Source organism: Salinicola sp. NYA28a, from assembly GCF_976982775.1.
Genome location: NZ_OZ334582.1, coordinates 192,764 through 218,564, shown reverse-complemented (window position 1 = coordinate 218,564; position 25,801 = coordinate 192,764). Strand labels below are relative to the sequence as shown.

Annotated in this window: 31 protein-coding genes; all 31 read right to left on the bottom strand. The window is 59.7% G+C overall.

Annotated elements, in window-relative coordinates; translation table 11 throughout:
- Positions 1 to 15: 15 nt before the first annotated feature.
- The 31 genes from secY to rplA all read right to left on the bottom strand — a co-directional run bounded on the left by secY (position 16) and on the right by rplA (position 25,801).
- Entirely contained in the window at positions 16 to 1,350 is a 1,335-nt protein-coding gene (gene secY, locus ACWHY3_RS01075) for a preprotein translocase subunit SecY (protein ID WP_332779729.1), read from the bottom strand.
- Positions 1,351 to 1,785: a 50S ribosomal protein L15 gene (rplO, locus tag ACWHY3_RS01070; protein WP_071230724.1), complete on the bottom strand. Its 435-nt coding sequence runs from the start codon at positions 1,783 to 1,785 to the stop codon at positions 1,351 to 1,353.
- Positions 1,786 to 1,788: 3 nt separating this feature from the next.
- A complete protein-coding gene (rpmD, locus tag ACWHY3_RS01065; RefSeq protein WP_071230723.1) occupies positions 1,789 to 1,971 on the bottom strand; it encodes a 50S ribosomal protein L30 in 183 nt (60 codons plus the stop codon).
- A gap of 6 nt (positions 1,972 to 1,977) precedes the next feature.
- A complete protein-coding gene (gene rpsE, locus ACWHY3_RS01060) occupies positions 1,978 to 2,478 on the bottom strand; it encodes a 30S ribosomal protein S5 (protein ID WP_071230722.1) in 501 nt (166 codons plus the stop codon).
- Between the two features lie 11 nt (positions 2,479 to 2,489).
- Positions 2,490 to 2,840: a 50S ribosomal protein L18 gene (rplR, locus tag ACWHY3_RS01055; RefSeq protein ID WP_071230721.1), complete on the bottom strand. Its 351-nt coding sequence runs from the start codon at positions 2,838 to 2,840 to the stop codon at positions 2,490 to 2,492.
- 9 nt (positions 2,841 to 2,849) lie between these two features.
- Complete coding sequence (gene rplF / locus ACWHY3_RS01050; RefSeq protein WP_448127387.1) at positions 2,850 to 3,380, bottom strand: 50S ribosomal protein L6; 531 nt, start codon at positions 3,378 to 3,380, stop codon at positions 2,850 to 2,852.
- A gap of 9 nt (positions 3,381 to 3,389) precedes the next feature.
- Complete coding sequence (gene rpsH, locus ACWHY3_RS01045; protein ID WP_332779727.1) at positions 3,390 to 3,782, bottom strand: 30S ribosomal protein S8; 393 nt, start codon at positions 3,780 to 3,782, stop codon at positions 3,390 to 3,392.
- A gap of 31 nt (positions 3,783 to 3,813) precedes the next feature.
- The gene (gene rpsN, locus ACWHY3_RS01040) at positions 3,814 to 4,119 is read right to left on the bottom strand and encodes a 30S ribosomal protein S14 (protein WP_332779726.1); all 306 of its coding nucleotides are present in this window, start codon (positions 4,117 to 4,119) and stop codon (positions 3,814 to 3,816) included.
- Between the two features lie 10 nt (positions 4,120 to 4,129).
- Complete coding sequence (rplE, locus tag ACWHY3_RS01035) at positions 4,130 to 4,669, bottom strand: 50S ribosomal protein L5 (RefSeq protein ID WP_071230717.1); 540 nt, start codon at positions 4,667 to 4,669, stop codon at positions 4,130 to 4,132.
- 18 nt (positions 4,670 to 4,687) lie between these two features.
- Complete coding sequence (gene rplX / locus ACWHY3_RS01030) at positions 4,688 to 5,005, bottom strand: 50S ribosomal protein L24 (RefSeq protein WP_075563676.1); 318 nt, start codon at positions 5,003 to 5,005, stop codon at positions 4,688 to 4,690.
- Positions 5,006 to 5,019: 14 nt separating this feature from the next.
- A complete protein-coding gene (rplN, locus tag ACWHY3_RS01025) occupies positions 5,020 to 5,391 on the bottom strand; it encodes a 50S ribosomal protein L14 (protein ID WP_071230715.1) in 372 nt (123 codons plus the stop codon).
- Positions 5,392 to 5,445: 54 nt separating this feature from the next.
- On the bottom strand, positions 5,446 to 5,706 hold the full coding sequence (gene rpsQ, locus ACWHY3_RS01020) for a 30S ribosomal protein S17 (RefSeq protein ID WP_071230714.1): 261 nt from the start codon (positions 5,704 to 5,706) through the stop codon (positions 5,446 to 5,448).
- Entirely contained in the window at positions 5,706 to 5,900 is a 195-nt protein-coding gene (gene rpmC / locus ACWHY3_RS01015) for a 50S ribosomal protein L29 (protein WP_075563678.1), read from the bottom strand. Before rpmC ends, rpsQ begins: the two co-directional genes overlap by 1 nt.
- Entirely contained in the window at positions 5,900 to 6,313 is a 414-nt protein-coding gene (gene rplP / locus ACWHY3_RS01010; RefSeq protein ID WP_071230712.1) for a 50S ribosomal protein L16, read from the bottom strand. The genes rpmC and rplP overlap by 1 nt, the downstream gene beginning before the upstream one ends.
- A 14-nt stretch (positions 6,314 to 6,327) precedes the next feature.
- Entirely contained in the window at positions 6,328 to 7,029 is a 702-nt protein-coding gene (rpsC, locus tag ACWHY3_RS01005; protein WP_087719766.1) for a 30S ribosomal protein S3, read from the bottom strand.
- A gap of 11 nt (positions 7,030 to 7,040) precedes the next feature.
- Positions 7,041 to 7,373, bottom strand: coding sequence for a 50S ribosomal protein L22 (rplV, locus tag ACWHY3_RS01000; protein WP_035470378.1), 333 nt, complete (start codon positions 7,371 to 7,373; stop codon positions 7,041 to 7,043).
- A gap of 17 nt (positions 7,374 to 7,390) precedes the next feature.
- Positions 7,391 to 7,666, bottom strand: a complete 276-nt coding sequence (gene rpsS, locus ACWHY3_RS00995; protein WP_071230710.1) for a 30S ribosomal protein S19 — start codon at positions 7,664 to 7,666, stop codon at positions 7,391 to 7,393.
- A 22-nt stretch (positions 7,667 to 7,688) separates the two neighbouring features.
- The gene (rplB, locus tag ACWHY3_RS00990; RefSeq protein ID WP_448127386.1) at positions 7,689 to 8,516 is read right to left on the bottom strand and encodes a 50S ribosomal protein L2; all 828 of its coding nucleotides are present in this window, start codon (positions 8,514 to 8,516) and stop codon (positions 7,689 to 7,691) included.
- A gap of 16 nt (positions 8,517 to 8,532) precedes the next feature.
- Positions 8,533 to 8,829, bottom strand: a complete 297-nt coding sequence (gene rplW, locus ACWHY3_RS00985) for a 50S ribosomal protein L23 (protein ID WP_087719764.1) — start codon at positions 8,827 to 8,829, stop codon at positions 8,533 to 8,535.
- The gene (rplD, locus tag ACWHY3_RS00980) at positions 8,826 to 9,431 is read right to left on the bottom strand and encodes a 50S ribosomal protein L4 (RefSeq protein ID WP_087719763.1); all 606 of its coding nucleotides are present in this window, start codon (positions 9,429 to 9,431) and stop codon (positions 8,826 to 8,828) included. The genes rplW and rplD overlap by 4 nt, the downstream gene beginning before the upstream one ends.
- Before the next feature lie 14 nt (positions 9,432 to 9,445).
- Positions 9,446 to 10,084: a 50S ribosomal protein L3 gene (gene rplC, locus ACWHY3_RS00975; protein ID WP_322528498.1), complete on the bottom strand. Its 639-nt coding sequence runs from the start codon at positions 10,082 to 10,084 to the stop codon at positions 9,446 to 9,448.
- 138 nt (positions 10,085 to 10,222) lie between these two features.
- Positions 10,223 to 10,534: a 30S ribosomal protein S10 gene (rpsJ, locus tag ACWHY3_RS00970; protein WP_035470365.1), complete on the bottom strand. Its 312-nt coding sequence runs from the start codon at positions 10,532 to 10,534 to the stop codon at positions 10,223 to 10,225.
- 174 nt (positions 10,535 to 10,708) lie between these two features.
- Entirely contained in the window at positions 10,709 to 11,902 is a 1,194-nt protein-coding gene (gene tuf, locus ACWHY3_RS00965) for an elongation factor Tu (protein WP_087719761.1), read from the bottom strand.
- A 29-nt stretch (positions 11,903 to 11,931) separates the two neighbouring features.
- Positions 11,932 to 14,052: an elongation factor G gene (gene fusA / locus ACWHY3_RS00960; protein WP_448127385.1), complete on the bottom strand. Its 2,121-nt coding sequence runs from the start codon at positions 14,050 to 14,052 to the stop codon at positions 11,932 to 11,934.
- Positions 14,053 to 14,070: 18 nt separating this feature from the next.
- Positions 14,071 to 14,541 (bottom strand): 30S ribosomal protein S7, encoded by a 471-nt coding sequence (rpsG, locus tag ACWHY3_RS00955; protein ID WP_071230703.1) that lies wholly within the window; start codon positions 14,539 to 14,541, stop codon positions 14,071 to 14,073.
- Between the two features lie 116 nt (positions 14,542 to 14,657).
- Positions 14,658 to 15,032, bottom strand: coding sequence for a 30S ribosomal protein S12 (gene rpsL, locus ACWHY3_RS00950; RefSeq protein WP_071230702.1), 375 nt, complete (start codon positions 15,030 to 15,032; stop codon positions 14,658 to 14,660).
- 173 nt (positions 15,033 to 15,205) lie between these two features.
- Positions 15,206 to 19,432 carry a DNA-directed RNA polymerase subunit beta' gene (rpoC, locus tag ACWHY3_RS00945; protein ID WP_332779724.1) on the bottom strand — a complete coding sequence of 1,409 codons (4,227 nt, stop codon included), beginning with the start codon at positions 19,430 to 19,432 and terminating at the stop codon, positions 15,206 to 15,208.
- Positions 19,433 to 19,522: 90 nt separating this feature from the next.
- Entirely contained in the window at positions 19,523 to 23,599 is a 4,077-nt protein-coding gene (gene rpoB, locus ACWHY3_RS00940) for a DNA-directed RNA polymerase subunit beta (RefSeq protein ID WP_448127384.1), read from the bottom strand.
- A gap of 271 nt (positions 23,600 to 23,870) precedes the next feature.
- Positions 23,871 to 24,242 carry a 50S ribosomal protein L7/L12 gene (gene rplL, locus ACWHY3_RS00935; RefSeq protein ID WP_071230699.1) on the bottom strand — a complete coding sequence of 124 codons (372 nt, stop codon included), beginning with the start codon at positions 24,240 to 24,242 and terminating at the stop codon, positions 23,871 to 23,873.
- A gap of 93 nt (positions 24,243 to 24,335) precedes the next feature.
- Positions 24,336 to 24,839 carry a 50S ribosomal protein L10 gene (gene rplJ / locus ACWHY3_RS00930; RefSeq protein ID WP_071230698.1) on the bottom strand — a complete coding sequence of 168 codons (504 nt, stop codon included), beginning with the start codon at positions 24,837 to 24,839 and terminating at the stop codon, positions 24,336 to 24,338.
- A gap of 269 nt (positions 24,840 to 25,108) precedes the next feature.
- The gene (gene rplA, locus ACWHY3_RS00925) at positions 25,109 to 25,801 is read right to left on the bottom strand and encodes a 50S ribosomal protein L1 (protein WP_071230697.1); all 693 of its coding nucleotides are present in this window, start codon (positions 25,799 to 25,801) and stop codon (positions 25,109 to 25,111) included.

The window sequence follows — 25,801 nt, the reverse complement described above, 5'->3', positions numbered from 1 at the left end:
CTCTCTCGCGGAGGCTCAGCGCGTCAGGCCGCCGCTACCGTAGCCCTTCAGGTTCGATTTCTTCATCACTGATTCATACTGGTGAGACATCAGGTGAGACTGAACCTGGGCCATGAAGTCCATGATTACCACGACCACGATCAGCAGCGAGGTACCCCCGAAGTAGAACGGCACCTGCCAGGCCACCACCAGGAACTGCGGCATCAACGAGACCAGTGTGATGTAGAGCGCCCCGAACAGCGTCAAGCGCGTCATCACCTTGTCGACGTAGCGAGCCGTCTGCTCTCCCGGACGAATACCCGGCAGGAAAGCGCCGGACTTCTTCAGGTTGTCGGCAACATCCTTAGGATTGAATACCAACGCCGTGTAGAAGAAGCAGAAGAACAGCACCGCCGCGGCGAACAGAATGATGTACAACGGCGCTCCGGGTGCGAGCTGCTGCGAAGCCACCTGCAACCACTCGAATCCGTCACTCTGGCCCAACCACTGCCCGATGGAGCCGGGAAACAGCAGAATGCTAGACGCGAAGATCGGCGGAATGACGCCTGCCATGTTGACCTTGAGCGGCAGATAGCTGCTCTGGCCGGCATACATCTTGTTGCCTACCTGGCGACGCGGATAGTTCACCGTGATGCGACGCTGGCCGCGTTCGATGAATACCACGAAGGCGACTGTCGCAATCCCGAGAATCGATAGCGCGAGCAACGGGAGCACATTCCAGGCCCCATCGTTACGAGCCAGCTCGAAAGATTGACCAATCGCGCTCGGCAAACCCGCTACGATACCGGAGAAGATGATCAGCGAAATACCGTTGCCGATTCCCTTTTCGGTAATCTGCTCGCCCAGCCACATCAGGAATACGGCACCGGCCACGAACGTCACGACTGCCGTGAAGTAGAAGCTGATGTCGCCCGAATAGGCCACGCCCTGACTGACCAGACCAACTGACATGCCCGTCGCCTGGATCAGCGCCAGCAACACCGTGCCGTAGCGTGTGTACTGGTTGATCTTGCGGCGCCCGGCTTCGCCTTCCTTCTTCAGCGCTTCGAGCTGAGGCGATACCGCGGTCAGAAGCTGCATGATGATCGACGCGGAGATATACGGCATGATCCCCAGCGCGAAGATACTCATGCGCTGCAGCGCACCCCCCGAGAACATGTTGAACATGCCCAGGATGGTGCCCTGGTTCTCCCGAAACAGGGCAGCCAGCTGGTCAGGATCGATGCCGGGGACGGGGATGTGGGCACCGATGCGGTACACCACGATCGCGATGAAGACGAAACGCAGGCGTGCCCACAGCTCGCTGAGACCACTACCCATGTTCGCCGGCATGTTTCCTGACTTAGCCATTTAGTCCTCTACTTTGCCACCGGCCGCTTCGATCGCAGCACGCGCACCTTTGGTGACCTTGAGGCCACGCACGGTAACCGCCTTGCTCAGCTCGCCGGACAGAACGACCTTGGCGTACTCGGTAGCATTCTTGAGCACGTTGGCTTTCTTCAGGCTAGCGAGATCGGCGACATCGCCCTCGACCTTGGCCAGCTCGGCCAGGCGGACTTCTTCGGACACCAGCGACTTGGCCGAGGTGAAACCGAATTTAGGCAGACGACGCTGCAAGGGCATCTGACCACCCTCGAAGCCCGGCTTGACCGAGCCACCAGAGCGAGACTTCAAGCCCTTGTGACCACGGCCACCGGTCTTGCCCAGACCGGAGCCGATGCCGCGCCCGACACGCTTTTCGGCGTGCTTGGAGCCCGGAGCCGGGCTTAAGCTATTGAGTTTCATGGATTACTCTCCCTCGATTCGAACAAGGTAGTTGACCTTGTTGATCATGCCGCGAACGGCGGGGGTGTCTTCCAGCTCGACCGAATGCCCGATCCGACGCAGACCGAGACCGGTCATTGTCGCCTTGTGCTTCTTCAGGACACCGATGGTGCTGCGGGTCTGAGTGATTTTGATAGTCTGTGCCATGGTCACTTACCCCGCCAACTCTTCGACAGACAGGCCACGCTTGGCGGCGATGTCTTCCGGAGATTGCATGGATTCAAGACCCTTGATCGTGGCGCGAACCACGTTCACCGGGTTAGTGGAACCGTAGCACTTGGCCAGAACGTCATGCACACCGGCCAGTTCCAGCACGGAACGCATGGCACCACCGGCGATGATGCCGGTACCTTCGGAAGCCGGCTGCATGAAGACCTTGGACGCGCCGTGACGGGCACGTACCGGGTACTGCAACGTGCTACCGCTGAGGCTGACCTTGACCATGTTGCGGCGAGCCTGGTCCATGGCTTTCTGGATCGCGACCGGCACTTCACGTGCCTTGCCGCGACCGAAGCCGACCCGGCCGTTGCCATCGCCAACGACGGTCAGCGCGGTGAAGCCGAAGATACGGCCACCCTTGACCACCTTGGCGACGCGGTTGACCTGCACCAACTTCTCTTGCAGATCTCCGCCCTTCTGTTCGTTATTCGCCATCGTTAAACCCTTTAGAATTGCAGACCGCCTTCGCGTGCGGCATCAGCCAATGCCTTGACACGCCCGTGGTACTGGAACCCAGCGCGGTCAAAGGCGACCTGAGAGATGCCGGCATCCTTGGCGCGCTCGGCAATCAGAGCACCCACCTTGGCAGCCGCGTCAGCGTTGCCCGTGGCACCTTCGCGCAGGCTCTTGTCCAGCGTGGAAGCGCTGGCCAGGACCTTGCCGCCGTCCGGTGAGATGATCTGCGCATAGATGTGTCGCGGGGTGCGGTTGACGCACAGGCGAAACACACCCAAATCGCGGATCTTGGCACGGGCGCGGCGGGCACGACGGAGACGAGATTCTTTCTTCGCGTTCATAACCCTGCCTTACTTCTTCTTGGCTTCTTTGCGGCGGACACGTTCGTCACTGTACCGAACCCCTTTGCCCTTGTAGGGCTCCGGCGGACGGAACGCGCGAATTTCCGCTGCCACCTGACCGAGCTTCTGCTTGTCCGCACTTTTCAGCACGATCACGGTGTTCTTGGGCGTTTCCGCCGTGACACCTTCGGGCAGCGTGTAGTCGATCGGGTGTGAGAAACCGAGTGTTAGGTTCAGCGTCTTGCCACTAGCCTGGGCACGATAGCCGACGCCATTGATTTCCAGCGACCGAGTGAAACCCTCGGAAGCGCCGGTGACCATGTTCTGGACCAAGGCACGAGTCGTACCAACCATGGCCCATGTTTTCGCCGTTTCGCTCGGGGCGAAAACCAACTGGCCGTCTTCCTGAGTGATCTTCACGTCGGGATGCACGGTCAGTTCAAGCGTGCCCTGGCCGCCCTTGACGGACAGCTGGTCGCCGTCGAATTTCACCTCGACGCCGCTGGGCAGTTTAACCGGATACTTGGCTACGCGAGACATTACTCACTCCTAGAATACGGTGCAGATGACTTCACCACCGACACCCGCCTGGCGTGCGGCACGATCGGTCATGACACCTTGGGAGGTGGTGACGATTGCCACACCCAGACCGTCCGCGACCTTGGGCAGTTCGCTCTTGCCCTTGTAGATCCGCAGTGACGGCTTGGACATACGCTGGAGGTGCTCGATAACCGGCTTGCCCTCGAAGTACTTGAGGGTCACGGTCAGTTCGGGCTTAGCGCCTTCGGTGACCGACACGTCGGTAATATAGCCTTCCTGCTTGAGTACGCGGGCCACTTCAATCTTGAGCTTGGAAGACGGCATGGTAACCGTCTCCTTGGTGGCCATCTGCGCATTGCGAATACGGGTAAACATATCCGCTAGAGTATCTTGCATGCTCATTACATTGCGCTCCTGAATTCCTCGACGTGGCTTACCAGCTGGACTTCTTCAGTCCAGGGACATCGCCACGCATGGCAGCTTCGCGCAGCTTGTTACGGGCCAGTCCGAACTTGTTGTAGTAACCGTGCGGACGACCGGTAATGCGGCAGCGGTTGCGCTGACGGACCTGACTGGAGTCACGCGGCAACTGTTGCAGCTTCAGCTGAGCGTCGAAGCGCTCTTCGTCAGAAGCGTTCACGTCATAAATGACGGTTTTGAGCGCGGCACGCTTGGCGGCGTACTTGTCGACCAGCTTTGCGCGCTTGAGCTCACGCTCAATCATGCTTTTCTTTGCCATGAATCCACCCTTATTGCTTGAACGGGAAGTTCAGCGCGCTGAGAAGCGCACGACCTTCTTCGTCGGTGATGGCGCTGGTCGTGATGGTGACATCCAGACCCCGGATCCGGTCGATCTTATCATACTCGATCTCCGGAAAGATGATCTGCTCACGTACGCCCATGGAGTAGTTGCCACGGCCATCGAAGGATTTCGGATTCAGACCGCGGAAGTCACGCACGCGAGGAATCGCGATGTTGACCAGACGGTCCAGGAATTCCCACATCCTTTCGCGGCGCAGCGTCACCTTGACGCCGATCGGCCAGCCTTCGCGGACCTTGAAGCCAGCGATGGACTTGCGCGCCTTGGTTACCACCGGCTTCTGACCGGAGAGCTTCTCCAGGTCGCCGATGGCGTTGTCGATCAGCTTTTTATCGCTGGTCGCTTCGCCGATGCCCATGTTCAGCGTCACCTTGGTGATCCGGGGCACCTGCATAACGTTGGCATAGCTGAACTGCTCTTTGAGCTGAGCCATGACCTCGTTTTGATAACGTTCTTTCAAGTTCGCCATTTTGCTACCCGACTCGCGTTAGGCGTCGATCTGCTTCTGCGTCGACTTGTAGATACGTACCTTGGTACCGTCTTCCTGTAGCTGGAAGCCGACGCGATCCGCCTTGCCGGTCTCCGCATTGAAGATGGCTACATTGGACGCATGGATCGGAGCCTCACGCTCGACGATACCCCCCGGGTTGCCAACCATAGGATTGGGCTTGGTGTGGCGCTTGATCATGTTCACGCCCGAAACGACATAACGATCGTTTTCGAGGACGCGCTTGATCGTGCCACGCTTACCCTTGTCCTTGCCGGCGATGACGATGACTTCGTCGTCACGTTTGATCTTGTGCATATCCGCCTCGCTCCTTACAGCACTTCGGGCGCCAAGGAAATGATCTTCATGAACTTCTCGTTACGCAGTTCACGAGTTACCGGTCCGAAGATACGGGTACCGATCGGCTGTTCGTTGGCGTTATTCAACAGAACCGCCGCATTTCCATCGAAGCGAATCAGCGAACCGTCGTTACGACGGACACCGCTACGCGTACGCACGACCACCGCCTTGAGGACCTGGCCTTTCTTGACCTTGCCCCGCGGGATGGCTTCTTTGACCGTCACTTTAATGATGTCGCCAACGCGAGCGTAACGGCGGTGTGAACCACCCAGCACCTTGATGCACTGCACCCGGCGCGCGCCGCTGTTATCCGCGACATCCAGCATTGTCTGCGTCTGAATCATTGGTTTTCTCCAAACCTAATCTGACTGCACTGGTTCAGAAGGCGCCTGTCGGGCTCAGCCCTTGGCCTGCTCGACCACCTCGACCAACGTCCAGGCCTTCTTCTTGGACAGCGGACGGCATTCCTGAATGGAAACCAGATCGCCGGCCTTGGCCTGATTCGACTCGTCGTGGGCGTGCAGCTTGGTGGAGCGCTTCATGTACTTGCCGTAGATCGGATGGCGCTCGCGGCGCTCGATCAATACGACAATCGATTTTTCCATCTTGTCGCTCACCACCCTGCCGGTGAGCGTACGTGCTTTGCTTGCTTCAGCCATTATTGGTCACCTGACTTCTGGTTGAGCACAGTCTTGACGCGAGCGATGTCGCGACGAACCTGCTTCAGCAGATGCGTCTGGCTCAGCTGGCCGGTGGCCTTCTGCATGCGCAGATTGAACTGCTCACGGAGCAGTTCGAAGAGCTGCTCCTGCAGCGCATCGACTGACTTTTCACGCATTTCGTTGGCTTTCATCACATCACCGTCCGTTTCACAAAGGTGGTGGAGATGGGCATTTTCTGGGCTGCCAGAGAGAAGGCTTCACGCGCCAGCTCTTCGGAGACGCCCTCGATTTCGTAAAGTACTCTGCCCGGCTGAATCTGAGCGACCCAGTACTCGACGGAACCCTTACCCTTACCCATACGAACCTCGAGAGGCTTGTTGGTAATCGGCTTGTCCGGGAATACACGGATCCAGATCTTGCCACCACGCTTGACGTGACGGGTAATGGCACGACGACCCGCTTCGATCTGACGTGCGGTGATACGGCCGCGATCGGTAGCTTTGAGACCGAAGTCCCCGAAGCTCACCTTGCTGCCGCGATGCGCCAGGCCGCGGTTACGACCTTTCTGCACCTTGCGGAACTTTGTACGCTTGGGTTGCAACATCGATCAGTCTCCCCTTACCTGGAACCTTTCTTCTTCGGTGCGGGTGCCTGAGCCTGCTGCTTCTGCTTGGCACGCACCTCTTCGATGCCCCCGAGGATTTCGCCCTTGAAGACCCAGACCTTGACGCCGATGACGCCGTAGGTGGTGTGAGCTTCATAAGTGGCGTAATCGATATCGGCACGCAGTGTATGAAGCGGCACGCGACCTTCGCGATACCACTCGGTACGTGCGATCTCGGCACCACCCAGACGACCGGAGAGCTGTACCTTGATACCGCCGGCACCCAGACGCATGGCGTTCTGAACGGCACGCTTCATGGCGCGACGGAACATCACGCGACGCTCGAGCTGACCGGCGATGTTCTGCGCGACCAGAGCGGCATCGAGTTCCGGCTTGCGGACTTCTTCGATGTTGACATGCACCGGCACACCCATCATGCGGGTGACATCCTGACGCAGACGATCGACGTCCTCGCCCTTCTTGCCAATCACGATGCCCGGACGGGCAGTGTGAATGGTGATCCGGGCGTTGTTGGCCGGACGCTCGATGGTAATGCGGCTCACGGAAGCGTTCTTCAAACGCCCCTCGAGATAGCTACGCACTTCCAGATCGCTGTTCAGCTTGTCGGCATAGGCTCCACGCTCGGCATACCAGACCGAGGTGTGATCCTTGACGATGCCCAGTCGGATACCGACTGGATTGACTTTCTGACCCATCTGGTCGACTCCTACTTCTCGGCTACCTTGACGGTGATGTGGCAGGTGCGCTTCAGAATGCGATCCGCACGGCCTTTGGCGCGCGGTTGAATGCGCTTGAGCGTCATGCCCTCATCGACACAGATGGTCGAGACACGCAGCTCGTCGATGTCCATGCCGTTGTTTTCTTCCGCATTGGCGATCGCGGACTGCAACACCTTCTTGACCAGCTTGGCGGCCTTCTTCGGTGAGAAGGTCAGCACGTCGAGCGCTTCGGCGACCGGCTTACCGCGCACCTGGTCAGCCACCAAACGGGCCTTCTGGGCGGATAAGCTCGCGCCACGCAACTTAGCAGCGACTTCCATCTCTTATTCCTCTTGGCTTACCGTTTGGCTTTCTTGTCCGCTGCGTGACCGCGATAGGTGCGGGTGGCAGCGAACTCGCCCAACTTGTGGCCGACCATTTCCTCGGAGACATGCACCGGGACATGCTGGCGACCGTTATGTACCGCAATGGTGAGCCCGACCATGTTGGGCAGGATCATCGAACGACGCGACCAGGTCTTGATCGGTTTGCGATCGTTCTTTTCCGTTGCGACTTCGACCTTCTTCAACAGATGAAGGTCGATGAAAGGACCTTTCTTCAGTGAACGTGGCACAGCCGTTACCTCTTAATGTCTGTTACTTGGACTTGCGGCGACGAACGATGAGCTTGTCGGTACGCTTGTTCTTGCGGGTCTTGTGGCCCTTGGTGGGAATCCCCCACGGGCTGACCGGGTGACGACCACCACTGGTACGGCCTTCACCGCCACCGTGCGGGTGATCCACCGGGTTCATTGCGACACCGCGAACAGTGGGGCGCACCCCTCTCCAACGTTTCGCACCGGCCTTGCCCAATTGACGCAGGCTGTGCTCGGAGTTGCCCACTTCACCCAATGTAGCGCGGCATTCGGACAGCACGCGGCGCATCTCGCCAGAACGCAGACGCAGAGTCGCGTAGTTGCCTTCACGTGCAACCAGCTGAGCGCTGGCACCGGCACTACGGGCAATCTGCGCACCCTTGCCCGGCTTCAGTTCGATGCAATGCACCGTAGAACCGACCGGAATGTTGCGCAGCGGCAGCGCGTTTCCGCGCTTGATGGCGGCGTTGACACCGGACTCCACCACGTCGCCGACCTTGAGGGCCTTGGGCGCGATGATGTAACGACGCTCGCCGTCCATGTACTTCAGCAGCGCGATGTTGGCGCTACGGTTCGGATCGTATTCGATACGCTCGACGGCGGCCTTGATGCCATCCTTGATGCGCTTGAAATCGATCAAACGATAATGCTGACGATGACCACCACCCACGTGACGCGTGGTGATACGGCCATTGTTGTTACGCCCACCCGACTTCGACTGCTTCTCGACAAGCGCACCATAGGCGCGGCCCTTGTAGAGCTCGTCGTTGACGACTTTGACGACGTGACGACGACCGGCGGACGTGGGTTTTGTCTTGACTACTGCCATGATCCGTACTCCTGCCTTACTCGGCGCCAGAGAAGTCTTCGAGCGTTTCGCCCGCAGCCAGGGTCACGTACGCCTTGCGGTAACCCTTGCGCAGACCAATGCCGAAGCGAGTGCGTTTGGTCTTGCCCTTGACATTGAGCACCTGAACGCCGGCAACTTTCTTGCCGAAAAGCGCTTCAACTGCCTTCTTGATTTCGGGCTTGGTCGCGTCCTGGGCCACTTTGAACAGGTACTGATTGTTCTCGGCGGCGAGAGCGGCCTTCTCGGTCATGTGAGGTCCGAGCAGAACCTTGTATACGCGTTCCTGGTTCATCCCAGCTTCTCCTCGAATTTACGCAGAGCGGAGACGGTCATCAGCACCTTGTCGAAGGCGACCAGACTGACCGGATCAGCGGCCGCAGCGTCGACGACATCGACGTTGGGGATGTTGCGCGCTGCCAGATAGAGCTTCTCGTCGAGATCTTCGGTGACGATCAGCACTTTCTCGAGCTCCAGTTCCTTGAGCTTGCCAACCAGCTGCTTGGTCTTGGAGGTCTCGACGGCGAACTCCTCGACCAATACCAGACGCTCCTGACGAACCAGCTCGGACAGGATCGAACGCATGGCCGCACGATACATCTTGCGGTTGACCTTCTGCGTGTAGTCCTGCGGGCGAGCGGCAAACGTCACGCCACCGCTACGCCACAGCGGCGAGCGAATGGTGCCGGCGCGTGCGCGACCGGTGCCCTTCTGGCGCCACGGCTTTTTGCCGCCGCCACGGACGTCGGAGCGGTTCTTCTGAGCGCGGGTACCCTGACGGCCTGCCGCCAGATAGGCGGTGACGACCTGGTGGACCAGCGCTTCGTTGAAGTCTTTGCCAAAGGTCTCTTCGGACACTTCGACGGTGCCTGCGGCACCTACGAGATTCAGATTCATCGGTCTCAGTCCCCTCAGCGAGCTTTCACGGCACTGCGCACAACGACATCACTGCCGGGTGCACCGGGCACGGCGCCCTTGATCAACAGCAGATTGCGCTCGGTATCGACACGCACCACTTCCAGCGTCTGGACAGTGACACGCTCGTTACCCAGCTGACCGGCCATCTTCTTGCCCTTGAAAACGCGACCTGGAGTCTGGCACTGACCGATGGAACCCGGCGCACGGTGAGACAGCGAGTTACCGTGGGTATTATCCTGGGTGCGGAAATTCCAGCGCTTAACGGCGCCTTGGAAGCCTTTACCCTTGGAGGTACCGGTCACATCGACTTTCTGACCAGCTTCAAAGAGGGATACGGTGAAGGAACCGCCCACTTCCGGAGTCTCATCGTCTTCTGTCAGACGGAACTCCATCAGGGAACGGCCTGCCTCGACACCTGCCTTGGCGTATTGACCAGCAATCGCCTTGGAGAGGTGCTTGGCTTTGCGGGAGCCAGTTGTAACCTGCACCGCGCGGTAGCCGTCAGACTCAACGGTCTTGACGCCAGCGATACGGTTAGGCTCAACCTCGATAACGGTTACGGGCACGGATGCGCCATCTTCGGTAAAGACACGGGTCATGCCCGCCTTCTTACCGACCAAACCGATAGTCATGTTCAGTCTCCTTTAGTGTACGGGGCTATCACCCGCTATGGCTGCCCTTTCCAGAGCATTCCACTAGCACATTGTGTGGCGTCTCACGACGCGGCGGAAGCTGGTGAACTCAACGTCCGCTAGTGTCTAGTGTTAGTTTCAGTCGAGTTTAATCTGCACGTCTACGCCAGCGGCAAGATCGAGCTTCATCAGCGCATCGACGGTCTTTTCCGTCGGCTCGACGATGTCGAGAACGCGCTTGTGCGTGCGAATCTCATACTGATCGCGCGCGTCCTTGTTGACGTGCGGTGAAATCAGGATGGTGTAACGCTCGCGGTTGGTCGGCAGCGGGATCGGACCACGCACCTGAGCGCCAGTGCGCTTGGCTGTATCCACGATCTCCTGAGCCGACTGATCGATCAGCCGATGGTCAAACGCTTTCAGCCGAATGCGAATCTTTTGGTTCTGCATTTACCTTATGCTCCACTGGATGCTGACGGCGCGAGCCGTCGACCCACGCGTTCAAAGGACGCGCATTATAGGAGAGCCCCGATTGAGAGTCAAACACACCGTCTATCGGGACTATCAAACCCACACAGAAAAAGGGGCGCGCAAGCGCCCCTTCTTTGGCAATCATCGAAAGGCTTACTCGATGATCTTGGCAACCACGCCGGCGCCGACGGTACGACCGCCTTCGCGAATGGCGAAGCGCAGGCCGTCTTCCATGGCGATCGGAGCGATCAGGGTCACGACCATCTGGACGTTGTCGCCCGGCATGACCATCTCGACACCTTCCGGCAGTTCACAAGTACCGGTAACGTCAGTGGTACGGAAGTAGAACTGCGGACGATAGCCCTTGAAGAACGGCGTGTGACGACCACCTTCTTCCTTGGACAGCACGTAGACTTCGGCTTCGAACTTGGTGTGCGGCTTGATCGTACCCGGCTTGGCCAGAACCTGACCACGCTCGACGTCATCACGCTTGGTACCACGCAGCAGCGCACCCACGTTCTCGCCAGCACGACCTTCGTCGAGCAGCTTGCGGAACATCTCGACGCCAGTAACGGTCGTCTTGGTGGTGTCGTGAATACCGACGATTTCGACTTCGTCGCCAGTCTTGACGATGCCGCGCTCGACACGACCCGTCACGACGGTACCGCGACCGGAGATGGAGAACACGTCTTCGATCGGCATCAGGAACGGCTGATCGATGGCACGCTCCGGCTCCGGAATGTACTCGTCCAGAGACTTGATCAGGTTGGCAACGGCGGTAGTACCCATGCCGTTGTCATCCTTGCCTTCCAGCGCCATCAGTGCAGAACCGATGATGATCGGGGTGTCGTCACCCGGGAAGTCGTACTCGCTCAGCAGTTCGCGAACTTCCATCTCGACCAGCTCGAGCAGCTCTTCGTCGTCGACCATGTCGGCCTTGTTCAGGAACACGACGATGTACGGAACGCCAACCTGGCGAGACAGCAGGATGTGCTCGCGAGTCTGCGGCATCGGGCCGTCGGCAGCGGAACAGACCAGGATCGCGCCGTCCATCTGGGCAGCACCGGTGATCATGTTCTTGACGTAGTCAGCGTGTCCCGGGCAGTCGACGTGCGCGTAATGGCGAACTTCGGACTGGTACTCGACGTGAGCGGTCGCGATGGTGATACCGCGCTCACGCTCTTCCGGTGCGTTGTCGATAGAGTCGAACTGACGCCATTCGCCACCGAAGACTTCGGCGGAAACACGAGTCAGCGCTGCCGTCAGAGTCGTCTTACCGTGGTCGACGTGACCGATGGTGCCGACGTTGACGTGCGGTTTGGAGCGTTCAAATTTTTCCTTAGCCACTGCTATAACCTCTTTACGTTAGCTAACGGTTAACCGTTCTGATTGATGACGGCATCAACGACGCTGGATGGCGCCTCTTCGTAATTCGCAAACTCCATGGTGTAGCTTGCGCGTCCCTGGGTCTGAGAACGCAGATCGGTCGCGTAACCGAACATCTCAGCCAACGGAACCGTGGCGCGAATGACCTTGCCAGAAGAGGAGTCATCCATGCCCTGCACAAGGCCACGACGGCGGTTGAGGTCGCCCATGACATCACCCATGAAATCCTCGGGCGTCACGACTTCGACCTTCATCACCGGCTCGAGCAACACGGCCTTAGCCTTACGAGCACCTTCTTTGATCGCCATGGAAGAGGCAACCTTGAACGCAGTCTCGTTGGAGTCCACGTCGTGGTAGGAACCGTCGAACAGCGTGACCTTGACGTCGATCATCGGGTAACCCGCGATGACGCCGTTCTTGAGCTGTTCGTAAGCCCCTTTTTCGACGGCCGGCACGTACTCTTTCGGTACGACGCCACCGACGATCTCGGACGCGAACTTGAAGGTCATCTCCTCGTCCTCGCCCTTGTCTTCGGCCGTCAGCGGCTCGATGCGCAACCAGACGTGACCGTACTGGCCGCGACCACCAGACTGACGAACGAACTTGCCTTCCTGTTCCACCGACTGGCGGATGGTCTCGCGGTAGGCAACCTGCGGCTTGCCAATGTTGGCCTCGACCTTGAACTCGCGACGCATGCGATCGACGATGATGTCGAGGTGCAACTCGCCCATGCCCGAGATGATGGTCTGACCAGTCTCTTCGTCGGTCTGCACGCGGAAAGACGGATCTTCCTGCGCCAGCTTGCCGAGGGCGACGCCCATCTTCTCCTGGTCGGGCTTGGACTTCGGCTCGACGGCGACGGAGATGACCGGCTCCGGAAACTCCATACGCTCCAGGATGATCTTGTCGTTCAGATCACACAGCGTGTCGCCTGTCGTGACGTCCTTGAGACCGATGCACGCTGCGATATCGCCAGCGTAGACCTCTTTGATCTCTTCGCGCGAGTTGGCGTGCATCTGAACGATACGACCGACGCGCTCTTTCTTCGACTTCACGGAGTTGAAGACGCTGTCGCCAGACTTCAGAACGCCCGAATAGACGCGCATGAAGGTCAGCGTACCGACGAACGGGTCGGTCGCGATCTTGAATGCCAACGCCGCGAACGGTGCATTGTCGTCGGCTTCACGCGTCGCGATGGTGCCGTCCTTGTCGTCGAGCTCACCTTCGATCGCCTTGACTTCGGTCGGCGACGGCAGGTACTCGATGACGCCATCCAGAACGGCCTGAACGCCCTTGTTCTTAAACGCGGAGCCACAGGTGACGAGAACGATCTCGTTGGCCAGAGTGCGCGCACGCAGGCCAGCCTTGATCTCCTCGACGGACAGGTCGCCTTCTTCGAGGTACTTGTCCATGAGTTCTTCGTTGGCTTCGGCGGCAGCCTCGACCATCTGCTCACGATACTTTTCGGCGGTTTCCTGCAGATCGGCCGGAATATCGACCAGATCGTAGTTCATGCCGAAGTTGTCTTCGTCCCACAGAATGGCCTTCATCTGAATGAGATCGACCACGCCCTTGAACTCGTCTTCCGCACCCCAGTTGATCTGGATCGGAACGACGTTGGCGCCCAGGCGATTCTTCAGCTGGTCCAGCACCATGTAGTAATCAGCGCCGGCACGGTCCATCTTGTTGACGAACACCATGCGCGGAACTTCGTACTTGTTGGCCTGACGCCAGACGGTTTCGGTCTGCGGCTGAACGCCGGAAGAACCGCACAGTACGACAACGGCGCCATCCAGAACGCGCAAGGAACGCTCGACTTCGATGGTGAAGTCGACGTGTCCCGGCGTATCGATGATGTTGATACGGTGTTCGTCGAACTGCTTGTTCATGCCCTGCCAGAAGCAGGTAGTCGCAGCAGAGGTGATCGTGATGCCACGCTCCTGCTCCTGCTCCATCCAGTCCATGGTGGCAGCGCCCTCATGAACCTCGCCTACCTTGTGGGAAAGGCCGGTGTAGAACAGGACACGCTCGGTAGTGGTCGTCTTACCAGCGTCGACGTGGGCAACGATACCGATATTGCGATAACGCTTGAGTGGTGTCTTTCGTGCCACGATGGAAGTCCCCGTTGTTTAGAAGCGGTAGTGAGAGAAGGCCTTGTTGGCATCTGCCATGCGGTGCACGTCTTCACGCTTCTTCACAGCAGCGCCCTTGCCTTCGGCGGCATCCAGCATTTCGCCGGCGAGACGTTGCACCATGGTCTTTTCCCCGCGACCGCGCGCAGCGTCGACCAGCCAGCGCATGGCAAGCGCCTGGCGACGCGACGGGCGAACTTCGACCGGGACCTGATAAGTCGCGCCACCAACACGGCGGGACTTGACCTCGACCATCGGCTGGATGGCTTCCAGCGCTTTATCAAAGACGTCCAGCGGCGCCTCGTTGTTACGCTCGGCAACCCTGTCCAACGCACCGTAGACGATGCGCTCAGCTATGGACTTCTTGCCGCTGACCATCAGATGGTTCATGAACTTGGCCAGGCGCTCACTTCCGAACTTGGGATCGGGAAGGATCTCGCGCTTAGCGGCGACTCTTCTTCTTGGCATGATAAGCCCTCTAGTTAAGGGTCGTTCAGGTAAACCCGGCACCGCTTGTCGCTAGTGAGCGAAAAGGGCCGACCTTACTCTTATCGGACCGATAATGAATTTGAAAAGCGCCCGAATCAGGACTTGGGACGCTTGGTGCCGTATTTGGAACGGCCTTGCTTACGATTCTGGACACCGGAGGTATCAAGGGCGCCACGGACGGTGTGATAACGCACACCCGGCAAATCCTTGACGCGGCCGCCACGAATCAGGACCACGGAGTGCTCCTGCAGGTTGTGGCCTTCACCGCCGATGTAAGAACTGACTTCATAGCCGTTGGTCAGGCGCACGCGGCACACTTTACGCAGTGCCGAGTTCGGCTTCTTGGGCGTAGTCGTGTAGACGCGGGTGCAGACCCCACGGCGTTGCGGGCAAGCCTGCAGCGCCGGCACGTCGCTGGTAGCGACAGGGCGCTTGCGCGGCTTGCGCACGAGCTGGTTAATCGTTGCCATAGTGTTTAGCTGACTCCAATGGGTTGCCTTGCCTTATGCCGGGGTCGTTGTGCTTGGGCCTGTGCGTCGACCGGTTGCACCTCCCCTGCATAAAGGCTGCGCATTCTAATCAGTTGTCGTGAGACCCGTCAAGACCACCCGCCCCGAGAGGCAGGTGGTCAGGGAATCGCGACTTAGAGATCGTCGTCATCGGCATCGAGCGCGGTGAGCTGGGCACCCAGCTCCTGCTCGACATCGAACGCCGACGGCTGCAGCGTGCGCTCGGATTCCTCGCGCTTGCGACGCCGCTCGTCATGGTGGGCAAGACCAGTACCGGCCGGGATCAGACGACCCACCACCACGTTTTCTTTCAGACCGCGCAGATAGTCGCGCTTGCCGGTCACAGCGGCTTCGGTCAGCACGCGAGTCGTCTCCTGGAACGAAGCCGCGGAGATGAACGACTCGGTCGCCAACGATGCCTTGGTGATACCCAGCAGCAGACGCTCGTACTTGGCCGGGAACTTCTCTTCCTGCTCAAGACGGGCATTTTCTTCGAGCACGCGGACCAGTTCGACCTGGTCGCCCGGGATGAAGGTCGAATCGCCGGCATCGGTGATCTCGACCTTGCGCAGCATCTGACGCACGATGACCTCGATGTGCTTGTCGTTGATGCTGACGCCCTGCAGACGATAGACGTCCTGGATCTCGACGGTGATGTACTTGGCCAGCTCCGCCACGCCCAGCAGCCGCAGGATATCGTGCGGGTTGCTCGGGCCGTCGGAGATGACCTCGCCCTTCTCGACCGTTTCGCCCTCGAATACGCCGATCTGACGCCACTTCGGGATCAGCATCTCCAACGGATCGCCCTCTTCCGGCGTGATCGTCAGACGACGCTTGCCCTTGGTCTCCTTGCCGAAACTGATCGTACCGCTGATCTCGGCCAGGATGGACGGCTCCTTCGGCTTGCGCGCCTCGAACAGGTCGGCGACGCGCGGCAGACCCCCGGTGATGTCCTTGTTGCCGGACGCCTCCAGCGGGATACGGGCAATGACCTCACCGACGCCGATCTCGGCACCATTCTCGACAGAGACGATGGCGCGGCCCGGCAGCAGATACTGTACCGGCGTGTTGGAGCCCGGCAGCGTCACGTGCTGACCGTCTTCGCCGACCAGCATGATCATCGGGCGCTTGTCGCGACCAGACGCCGGACGAGCGGCCGATTCGATCACCTCGATGTTCGACAGACCCGTCATCTCATCGACGGTGCGCGTCATGGTCAGACCTTCGGTCATGTCCGTGAACTGCGCCTTGCCCTGAACTTCGGCAACGACCGGATGCGTGTGCGGATCCCACTTCGCCACGATCTGACCACCCTCGACGTGATCGCCATCCTTGACGGAGAGCTCGGCACCGTAGGGCAGCTTGTAGTATTCGCGCTCACGGCCATGATCGTCGGCAACGGCCAGGGCACTGGAGCGAGAAACCACGATCAGCTTGCCGTCGGCACGCTCGACCGACTTGATGTTATGCAGGCGCACGCTGCCGCCGTGCTTGACCTGCACGCTATCCACTGCCGAGGCACGGGATGCCGCACCACCGATGTGGAACGTACGCATGGTCAGCTGCGTGCCGGGCTCGCCGATGGACTGTGCCGCGATGACGCCGACCGCTTCGCCGATGTTGGCCTGGTGGCCACGCGCCAGGTCGCGACCATAACAGGCCGAACAGACACCATGTGCGGTTTCACAGCTGATCGGGCTGCGCACGATGATCTCGTCGACACCCATGGTATCGAGCTCTTCGCACCAGGCTTCGTCCAGCAGGGTGCCGCGGGCGATCAGCACGTCTTCGGTCTGGGGATCGATGACGTCCTGCGCCACGACGCGGCCCAGTACGCGCTGCGCCAGAGAGACGATGACGTCACCGCCCTCGATCACCGGGTGCAGCGTCAGCCCTTCCTGGGTACCGCAGTCCTCTTCGGTGATGACCAGATCCTGGGCAACATCGACGAGACGGCGCGTCAGGTAACCGGAGTTGGCCGTCTTGAGTGCCGTATCCGCCAGACCTTTACGGGCACCGTGGGTCGAGATGAAGTACTGAAGTACGTTCAGACCTTCACGGAAGTTGGCGGTGATCGGCGTTTCGATGATCGAGCCGTCCGGCTTGGCCATCAGGCCGCGCATACCAGCCAGCTGACGAATCTGGGCCGCACTACCACGAGCACCGGAGTCCGCCATGATGAAGACGCTATTGAACGAGTCCTGCTCGACTTCGTTGCCGTCACGATCGGTCACGGTCTCTTTCGAGATACCCGCCATCATCGCCTTGGCCACCTTGTCGTTGGCCTTGGACCAGATATCGATGACCTTGTTGTACTTCTCGCCCGCGGTCACCAGACCGGAGGAGAACTGGTCCTCGATTTCCTTGACCTCTTCCTCGGCCGCATCGACGATCTCCGCCTTCGCATCCGGAATGACGAAGTCGTTGACACCGATGGAAGCACCGGACCATGTCGCCAGACGGAAGCCGGTGTACATCAGCTGGTCGGCGAAGATGACCGCATCCTTCAGGCCGGTACGACGGTAGACCTCGTTGATCAGGCCGGAGATCGCCTTCTTTTTCATCGGACGATCGACGAGCTCGAACGGCATACCCTTCGGCAGAATGCGGAACAGCAACGCACGGCCGACCGTGGTGTCCTTGATCGAGGTCGTCTCGGTCAGTTCGGTAACTTCACCATCCTTCTCGTCGGACAGCCACTCGGTCAGACGAACCTTGACCCGGGCGTGCAGCGACACGTTCTGGGTCGCAAAAGCGCGATCCAGCTCGTTGAGGTTGGCAAAGGCCTTGCCTTCGCCCTTGGCGTTGATGCGCTCACGGGTCATGTAATAAAGACCCAGCACGACGTCCTGCGACGGCACAATGATCGGCTCGCCGTTGGCCGGCGACAGCACGTTGTTGGTCGACATCATCAGCGCACGCGCTTCGAGCTGGGATTCCAGCGTCAGCGGTACGTGAACGGCCATCTGGTCACCGTCGAAGTCGGCGTTGTAAGCCGCACACACCAGCGGGTGCAACTGAATCGCCTTGCCTTCGATCAACAGCGGCTCGAACGCCTGGATACCGAGACGGTGCAGCGTCGGTGCGCGGTTGAGCAGTACCGGATGCTCGCGGATGACATCAGCGAGGATGTCCCAAACTTCCGGCAGCTCGCGCTCGACCATCTTCTTGGCGGCCTTGATCGTGGACGCCTGCCCGCTGCCCTGCAGCTTGGAATAGATGAACGGCTTGAACAGCTCGAGCGCCATCTTCTTCGGCAGACCACACTGATGCAGGCGCAACGTCGGACCAACGGTAATGACCGAACGACCGGAGTAATCGACGCGCTTGCCCAGCAGGTTCTGACGGAAACGCCCCTGCTTGCCCTTGATCATGTCGGCCAGCGACTTCAACGGACGCTTGTTGGAACCGGTGATGGCGCGACCACGACGACCGTTGTCGAGCAGCGCATCGACCGATTCCTGCAGCATGCGCTTCTCGTTGCGCACGATGATGTCCGGCGCATTGAGGTCGAGCAGACGCTTGAGACGGTTGTTGCGGTTGATGACGCGGCGGTACAGATCGTTGAGATCCGAGGTCGCGAAACGGCCGCCGTCCAGCGGCACCAGCGGACGCAGATCCGGCGGCAGTACCGGCAGCACTTCCATGACCATCCAGGCCGGCGCGTTGCCGGATTTGTAGAAGGCTTCCAGCAGCTTGAGGCGCTTGGAAAGCTTCTTGATCTTGGTCTCGGAGTTGGTCTGCGGGATCTCTTCGCGCAGACGATCGATCTCTTCTTCCAGATCGATGTCCTTGAGCAGTGCCTGAACCGCTTCGGCACCCATGCGCGCGTCGAAGTCGTCGCCGAACTCTTCCAGCGCTTCGAAATACTGCTCGTCATTGAGCAGCTGACCGCGCTCGAGGGTGGTCATGCCCGGGTCGATCACGACGAACGATTCGAAATAGAGCACGCGCTCGATGTCACGCAGTGTCATGTCCAGGAACATGCCGATACGTGACGGCAGCGACTTCAAAAACCAGATGTGCGCGACCGGCGAGGCCAGCTCGATGTGACCCATGCGCTCGCGGCGAACCGCTGCCTTGGTCACTTCGACGCCACACTTCTCGCAGATGATGCCGCGATGCTTCATGCGCTTGTACTTGCCGCACAAGCACTCGTAATCCTTGACCGGCCCGAAGATCTTGGCACAGAAAAGCCCGTCACGTTCCGGTTTGAACGTACGGTAGTTGATGGTCTCCGGCTTCTTGACTTCGCCGTATGACCAGGAGCGAATCATTTCCGGCGACGCGAGCGTGATCTTGATCGCGTCGAACTCGTCAGATTGCGCCTGTGACTTGAGGACTTTCACCAAATCTTTCATGGGATCGCTCCGTTGCGGAGTTGTCATGAGCGGGGCCGCGAATCACTCGCTCGCCCCGCAAACCGTCGCTATCGATCGACTGTGCCGGTCTTAGCTTTCCAATTCGATGTCGATACCCAGCGAGCGGATTTCCTTCACCAGCACATTGAAGGATTCCGGCATACCGGCCTGCATGGTGTGGTCGCCGTCCACGATGCTCTTGTACATCTTGGTACGACCTTCGACGTCATCCGACTTGACGGTGAGCATCTCCTGCAGGGTGTAGGCGGCGCCGTACGCCTCGAGTGCCCACACTTCCATCTCACCGAAGCGCTGTCCGCCGAACTGCGCCTTACCACCCAGCGGCTGCTGCGTGACCAGCGAGTAGGAACCGGTGGAACGCGCGTGCATCTTGTCATCGACCAGGTGGTTGAGCTTCAGCATGTACATGTAGCCCACGGTCACCGGGCGATCGAACGACTCGCCGGTACGCCCGTCATAGAGCGTCATCTGACCGGAGTCCGGTAGATCCGCAAGCCTCAGCAGATGCTTGATCTCGTGCTCCTTGGCACCGTCGAAGACCGGTGTGGCGATCGGCACACCGCCGCGCAGGTTCTTGGCCAGGGTGATGATCTCGTCATCGGTCAGGGAGTCGATGTCTTCCTGACGCGTTTCCTGGGTGTTGTAGACCTGCTTGAGGAAGCCGCGGATCTCGCTGACCTGCTGCTCGCGCGCATCACGCAGCATCCGGTCGATCTTGACGCCAAGACCGTGAGCCGCCATGCCCAGGTGCGTCTCGAGGATCTGACCGACGTTCATGCGCGATGGTACGCCCAGCGGGTTGAGCACGACGTCGACCGGCTGACCGTTATCGTCGAACGGCATGTCCTCGATCGGCATGATCGCAGAGATGACACCCTTGTTACCGTGACGGCCGGCCATCTTGTCACCCGGCTGGATGCGACGCTTGACCGCCAGATAGACCTTGACGATCTTGAGCACGCCCGGTGCCAGGTCGTCGCCCTGAGTGAGCTTGCGCTTCTTGTCTTCGAAGCGTTCGTCCATCTCCTTGCGACGGTTCTCGAGCTGTTCGTCGGCCTGGGCCAGCAGCTCGTTGAGAGACTCGTCCTGCATGCGCAGCTTGAACCACTGCTGGCGCGGCAGCTCGTCGAGGTAATCCTCGCTCAGCACGTCGCCCTTCTTCAGCTTCGGGCCGCCGTTGACCGCCTGACCTTCCAGGGTGCGCTTGAGACGCTCGAAGGTCGCCTCCTCGGCGATCCGGTAGGTCTCCTGCAGGTCACGGCGCACTTCGTCGAGCTGCTGCTGCTCGATGGAAAGTGCACGCGAATCCTTCTCGACGCCGTCGCGCGTGAACACCTGGACATCGATGACAGTACCGCGCATGCCGGTCGGCGCACGCAGCGAGGTGTCCTTAACGTCGGACGCCTTCTCGCCGAAGATCGCGCGCAGCAGTTTCTCTTCCGGCGTCAGTTGGGTTTCGCCCTTCGGCGTGACCTTGCCCACCAGAATGTCGCCAGCGCCGACTTCGGCGCCGATGTAGACGACACCCGCTTCGTCCAGCTTGCCCAGTGCCGACTCGCCCACGTTGGGAATATCGGAAGTGATCTCTTCCGCGCCCAGCTTGGTGTCGCGAGAGACACAGGTCAGTTCCTGGATGTGGATCGTGGTGAAACGATCGTCCTCGACCACGCGTTCGGAGACGAGGATGGAATCCTCGAAGTTGTAGCCGTTCCACGGCATGAACGCGAGACGCATGTTCTGACCCAGCGCCAGGTCACCCATGTCGACGGACGGGCCGTCGGCCAGGATGTCGCCCCGCGCCACCTTGTCACCCGGGCGCACGATCGGACGCTGGTTCTGACAGGTGTTCTGGTTCGAACGCACGTACTTGGTCAGGTTGTAGATATCGACGCCGGCTTCACCGCCGATGATCTCGTCTTCGTCGATACGCACAACGATGCGCTTGGCGTCGACGGAGTCGATCACGCCACCGCGGCGCGCCACGGCGCAGACGCCGGAGTCACGGGCGACGAATCGCTCCATGCCGGTACCTACGAGCGGCTTGTCGGCACGCAAGGTCGGTACCGCCTGACGCTGCATGTTCGATCCCATCAGGGCGCGGTTGGCATCATCGTGCTCGAGGAACGGAATCAGCGCAGCGGCGACCGATACGACCTGACGCGGCGACACGTCCATCAGCGTGACCTTGTCCGGTGCCATGAAGGTGGTTTCACCCTTGTGGCGAACCTGGACCAGGTCGTCGATCAGCTTGTTGCTTTCGTCGACCGTCGCCGAAGCCTGGGCGATGATGTAATCGCCTTCCTCGATCGCCGACAGATGCACGATCTCGTCGGTCAACTGACGATCCACGACCTTGCGGTACGGTGTCTCGAGGAAACCGTAGCTGTTGGTCTTGGAGTAGGTCGCCAGCGAGTTGATCAGGCCGATGTTCGGACCTTCCGGCGTCTCGATCGGGCAAAGACGACCGTAGTGCGTGGCGTGAACGTCGCGCACCTCGAAGCCGGCGCGCTCACGGGTCAGACCGCCCGGCCCGAGCGCGGACACACGACGCTTGTGCGTGACCTCTGAAAGCGGGTTGTTCTGGTCCATGAACTGGGACAGCTGAGAGGAGCCGAAGAACTCCTTCACGGCTGCCGCCACCGGCTTGGCATTGATCAGATCCTGCGGCATCAGGCCTTCGCTCTCCGCCATGGAGAGACGCTCCTTGACCGCACGCTCGACGCGCACCAGGCCGACACGGAACTGGTTTTCCGCCATCTCGCCGACGCAACGGATGCGACGGTTGCCAAGGTGGTCGATATCGTCGACTTCACCGAAGCCGTTACGGATATTGATCAGTTCCTTCAGGACATCGAGGATGTCCTGATTGTCGAGCACGCCGGAACCCGTATCGGTATCACGACGTAGACGACGGTTGAACTTCATCCGACCGACGCCAGACAGGTCATAGCGGTCTTCGGAGAAGAACAGGTTGTGGAACAGCGTCTCGGCCGCTTCCTTGGTGGGCGGCTCGCCGGGGCGCATCATGCGATAGATTTCGACCAGCGCTTCCAGGCCGGAGCGCGTGGAATCCACCTTCAGCGTATCGGAGATGAACGAGCCTGCGTCGAGATCGTTGGTGTAAAGCGTTTCCAGCTTGGTAACGCCGCCCTGCCCCAGCTTCTCGACCAGCTCCGGCGTCAGCTCAGAGTTGCACTCACAGATCAGTTCACCGGTGTTGGCGTCGACCTGATCCTTGGCCAGCGTCTTGCCGAACAGGTAATCCAGCGGCACCTGAAGACGCTCGAGTCCGGCATTTTCCAGTTGGCGGATGTGCTTCTGGGTGATCCGGCGACCTTCCTCGACGACGATATTGCCATCGCCATCCTTGATGTCGAAGGTTGCGGTCTCACCACGCAGCCGCGACGGCACCAGCTCGACGTAAATACCATCGCTCTCGATATGGAAGGTGCTGGTTTCGAAGAACGTCTCGAGAATTTCCTCGGCGTTCATGCCGAGCGCGCGCATCAATACGGTCGCCGGCAGCTTGCGGCGACGGTCGATACGCACGAAGACGTTGTCTTTCGGGTCGAATTCGAAATCCAGCCAGGAGCCGCGATAAGGAATGATGCGCGCGGAATAGAGCAGCTTCCCGGAAGAGTGGCTCTTGCCCTTGTCATGATCGAAGAACACGCCCGGCGAACGATGGAGCTGGGAAACGATGACACGCTCGGTACCATTGACGACGAAGGTACCGTTCTCGGTCATCAGGGGGATTTCCCCCATGTAGACTTCCTGCTCCTTGATGTCCTTGATGGCCTTGTTCGACGACTCTTTGTCATAGATGATCAGGCGTACCTTGACACGCAGCGGTGCCGAATAGGTCACGCCACGGAGCTGACACTCCTTGACGTCGAAAGCCGGCGTGCCAAAGCGGTAACTGACATACTCGAGCGCCGCATTACCCGAGAAGCTCTCGATCGGAAATACGGACTTGAAAGCCGCATGGAGACCGGTCTCGAGACGCTCTTCCGGCGCCCGGTCCTGCTGGAGGAAGTCGTAATAGGAATCAAGCTGGATGGCCAGCAGGTAGGGCACATCCATTACTTGAGGCAGTTTGCCGAAATCCTTGCGGATGCGTTTTTTCTCAGTGTATGAGTAAGCCATCTGTATTCCCCAGCTTGTTCACCATGGGTGACCGGTGCGTGGTCGGCGCTCTCCTAACGCGGGCTACCCCCGTTAGGCGCTGACGGCAAGCCTCCCGAAAAAGGGAGCTCGCCGTCGGAATTCGTCTAGTGGCTACAATCCTGAACCCGGAAGGTCGACCCCGAGTCAGGCGTACTAACGCCAGGCTAGCAAAAACAGAAAAAGGCCGGCAGCGGGTAGGCCCGCCACCAGCCGTGGCGCTTACACAGCGCGTGAAGCCGTGAGCACAGAGTTACTTGAGCTCCACAGAAGCGCCAGCTTCTTCCAGCTTCTTCTTGGCTTCTTCAGCGTCGTCCTTGGACAGACCTTCTTTCAGCGTGGCAGGTGCGCCATCGACAGCACCCTTGGCTTCTTTCAGGCCCAGACCGGTGATTTCGCGGACGACCTTGATGACGTTGACTTTCTTGTCACCAGCAGCGGTCAGGACCAGGGCGAATTCGGTCTGCTCTTCGGCAGCACCAGCGTCACCACCGGCCGGTCCCGCGACGACGGCAGCCGCAGCAGAAACGCCGAACTTTTCTTCCATTGCAGAAACCAGTTCCGCAACTTCCATCACGGACATTTCGGCAACGGCGTTGATGATGTCTTCTTGAGAAAGTGCCATTTTCAAATTCCTAAACTTTGCGGAGCCCCAGCCGGCATCGGCCAAGTGCTCGTTGATTCAATAGTCGACTCAGTCTACGCGAGCAGGCACCGATCAGGCGGCTTCTTCCTGCTTTTGATCGCGAAGAGCTGCAAGAGTACGAACCAGCTTGCCGGCAGAAGCTTCCTTCATGACGGACATCAGCTTGGCGATCGCTTCATCGTAAGTCGGCAACGTAGCCAGACGGTCGATATCGGCGGCCGGGATCATCTCCCCTTCGTAAGCCAGCGCCTTGACTTCAAATTCCTTCTGCGACTTGCCGAACTCCTTGAACAGCCGCGCGGCAGCGCCGGGGTGATCGTAGGAGAAGGCCAGCAGCGTGGGGCCTGAGAAAGTCTCGTTCAGGCACTCCCATGAAGTCCCTGACAGCGCGCGGCGAGCCAGCGTGTTGCGGACAACACGAATCTGGACGCCATTCTCGCGAGCCTGCTTGCGCAAATCGGTCATTGCGCCAACGGTGACACCGCGAGAATCGGCAACTACGACGGAAAGAGCGTCCTTAGCGGCTTCACTGACCTCGGCAACAATCGCTTTTTTGCCTTCGAGTGCTAGTGGCACAGTGGTTACTCCTTCGTGCCGGGGCGACGACGTCGCGACCCGGTGGTTACCATCTCTTTCACCCGACATCGGTGAAAGTCTTGGATGATGGCTGCACACCTGAATCGGCGAGCAACACCATCTGCGCAGGCCCCTCTACAGGGCATTAAGTCGACGACTGGTGCCGACACCTGCGGTCTTTGACGGTGCCCCGCCCCACTCTGCCAGGACGACGCGAATCGTCCTGGCAGCGCACGGGGACCGCAAAGTTACTGCCTAGTTGCCGGCAATCACGCAAAAGTGCTGTGATCGACGGTCAGACCCGGGCCCATCGTGCTGGACAGGGTCAGTTTCTTGAGATAGATACCCTTGGACGTGCTCGGCTTGAGACGCTTGAGGTCGTTGACCAGTGCTTCGAGGTTGCCCTTGAGCGCGTCGGCCGGAAAATCCACCTTACCGATAGAGGCATGGATAATGCCGTTCTTGTCGGTACGGAAGCGGACCTGACCCGCCTTGGCGTTCTTGACTGCTGTCGCAACGTCGGGAGTCACGGTGCCGACCTTGGGGTTCGGCATCAGGCCACGCGGCCCCAGGATCTGGCCCAGCTGACCGACCACACGCATGGCGTCCGGGGCAGCCACGACGACGTCGAAGTTCATGTTGCCCTTCTTGACGTCATCAGCCAGATCTTCCATGCCAACGATGTCGGCACCGGCTTCCTTGGCGGCATCGGCGGCAGCGCCCTGAGCAAACACGGCAACACGGACGTCACGACCCGTGCCGTTCGGCAGCACGGTAGCACCACGTACGACCTGGTCGGATTTACGCGGATCGACACCCAGGTTGATAGAGACCTCGACAGCCTCCTTGAACTTGACCGTGGACACCTCGGAAAGCAGAGCGACGGCTTCTTCAAGGGTGTAGACCTTGCCCGGCTCGACCTTCTCGCGAATCATCTGAGCACGTTTTGTCAGCTTTGCCAT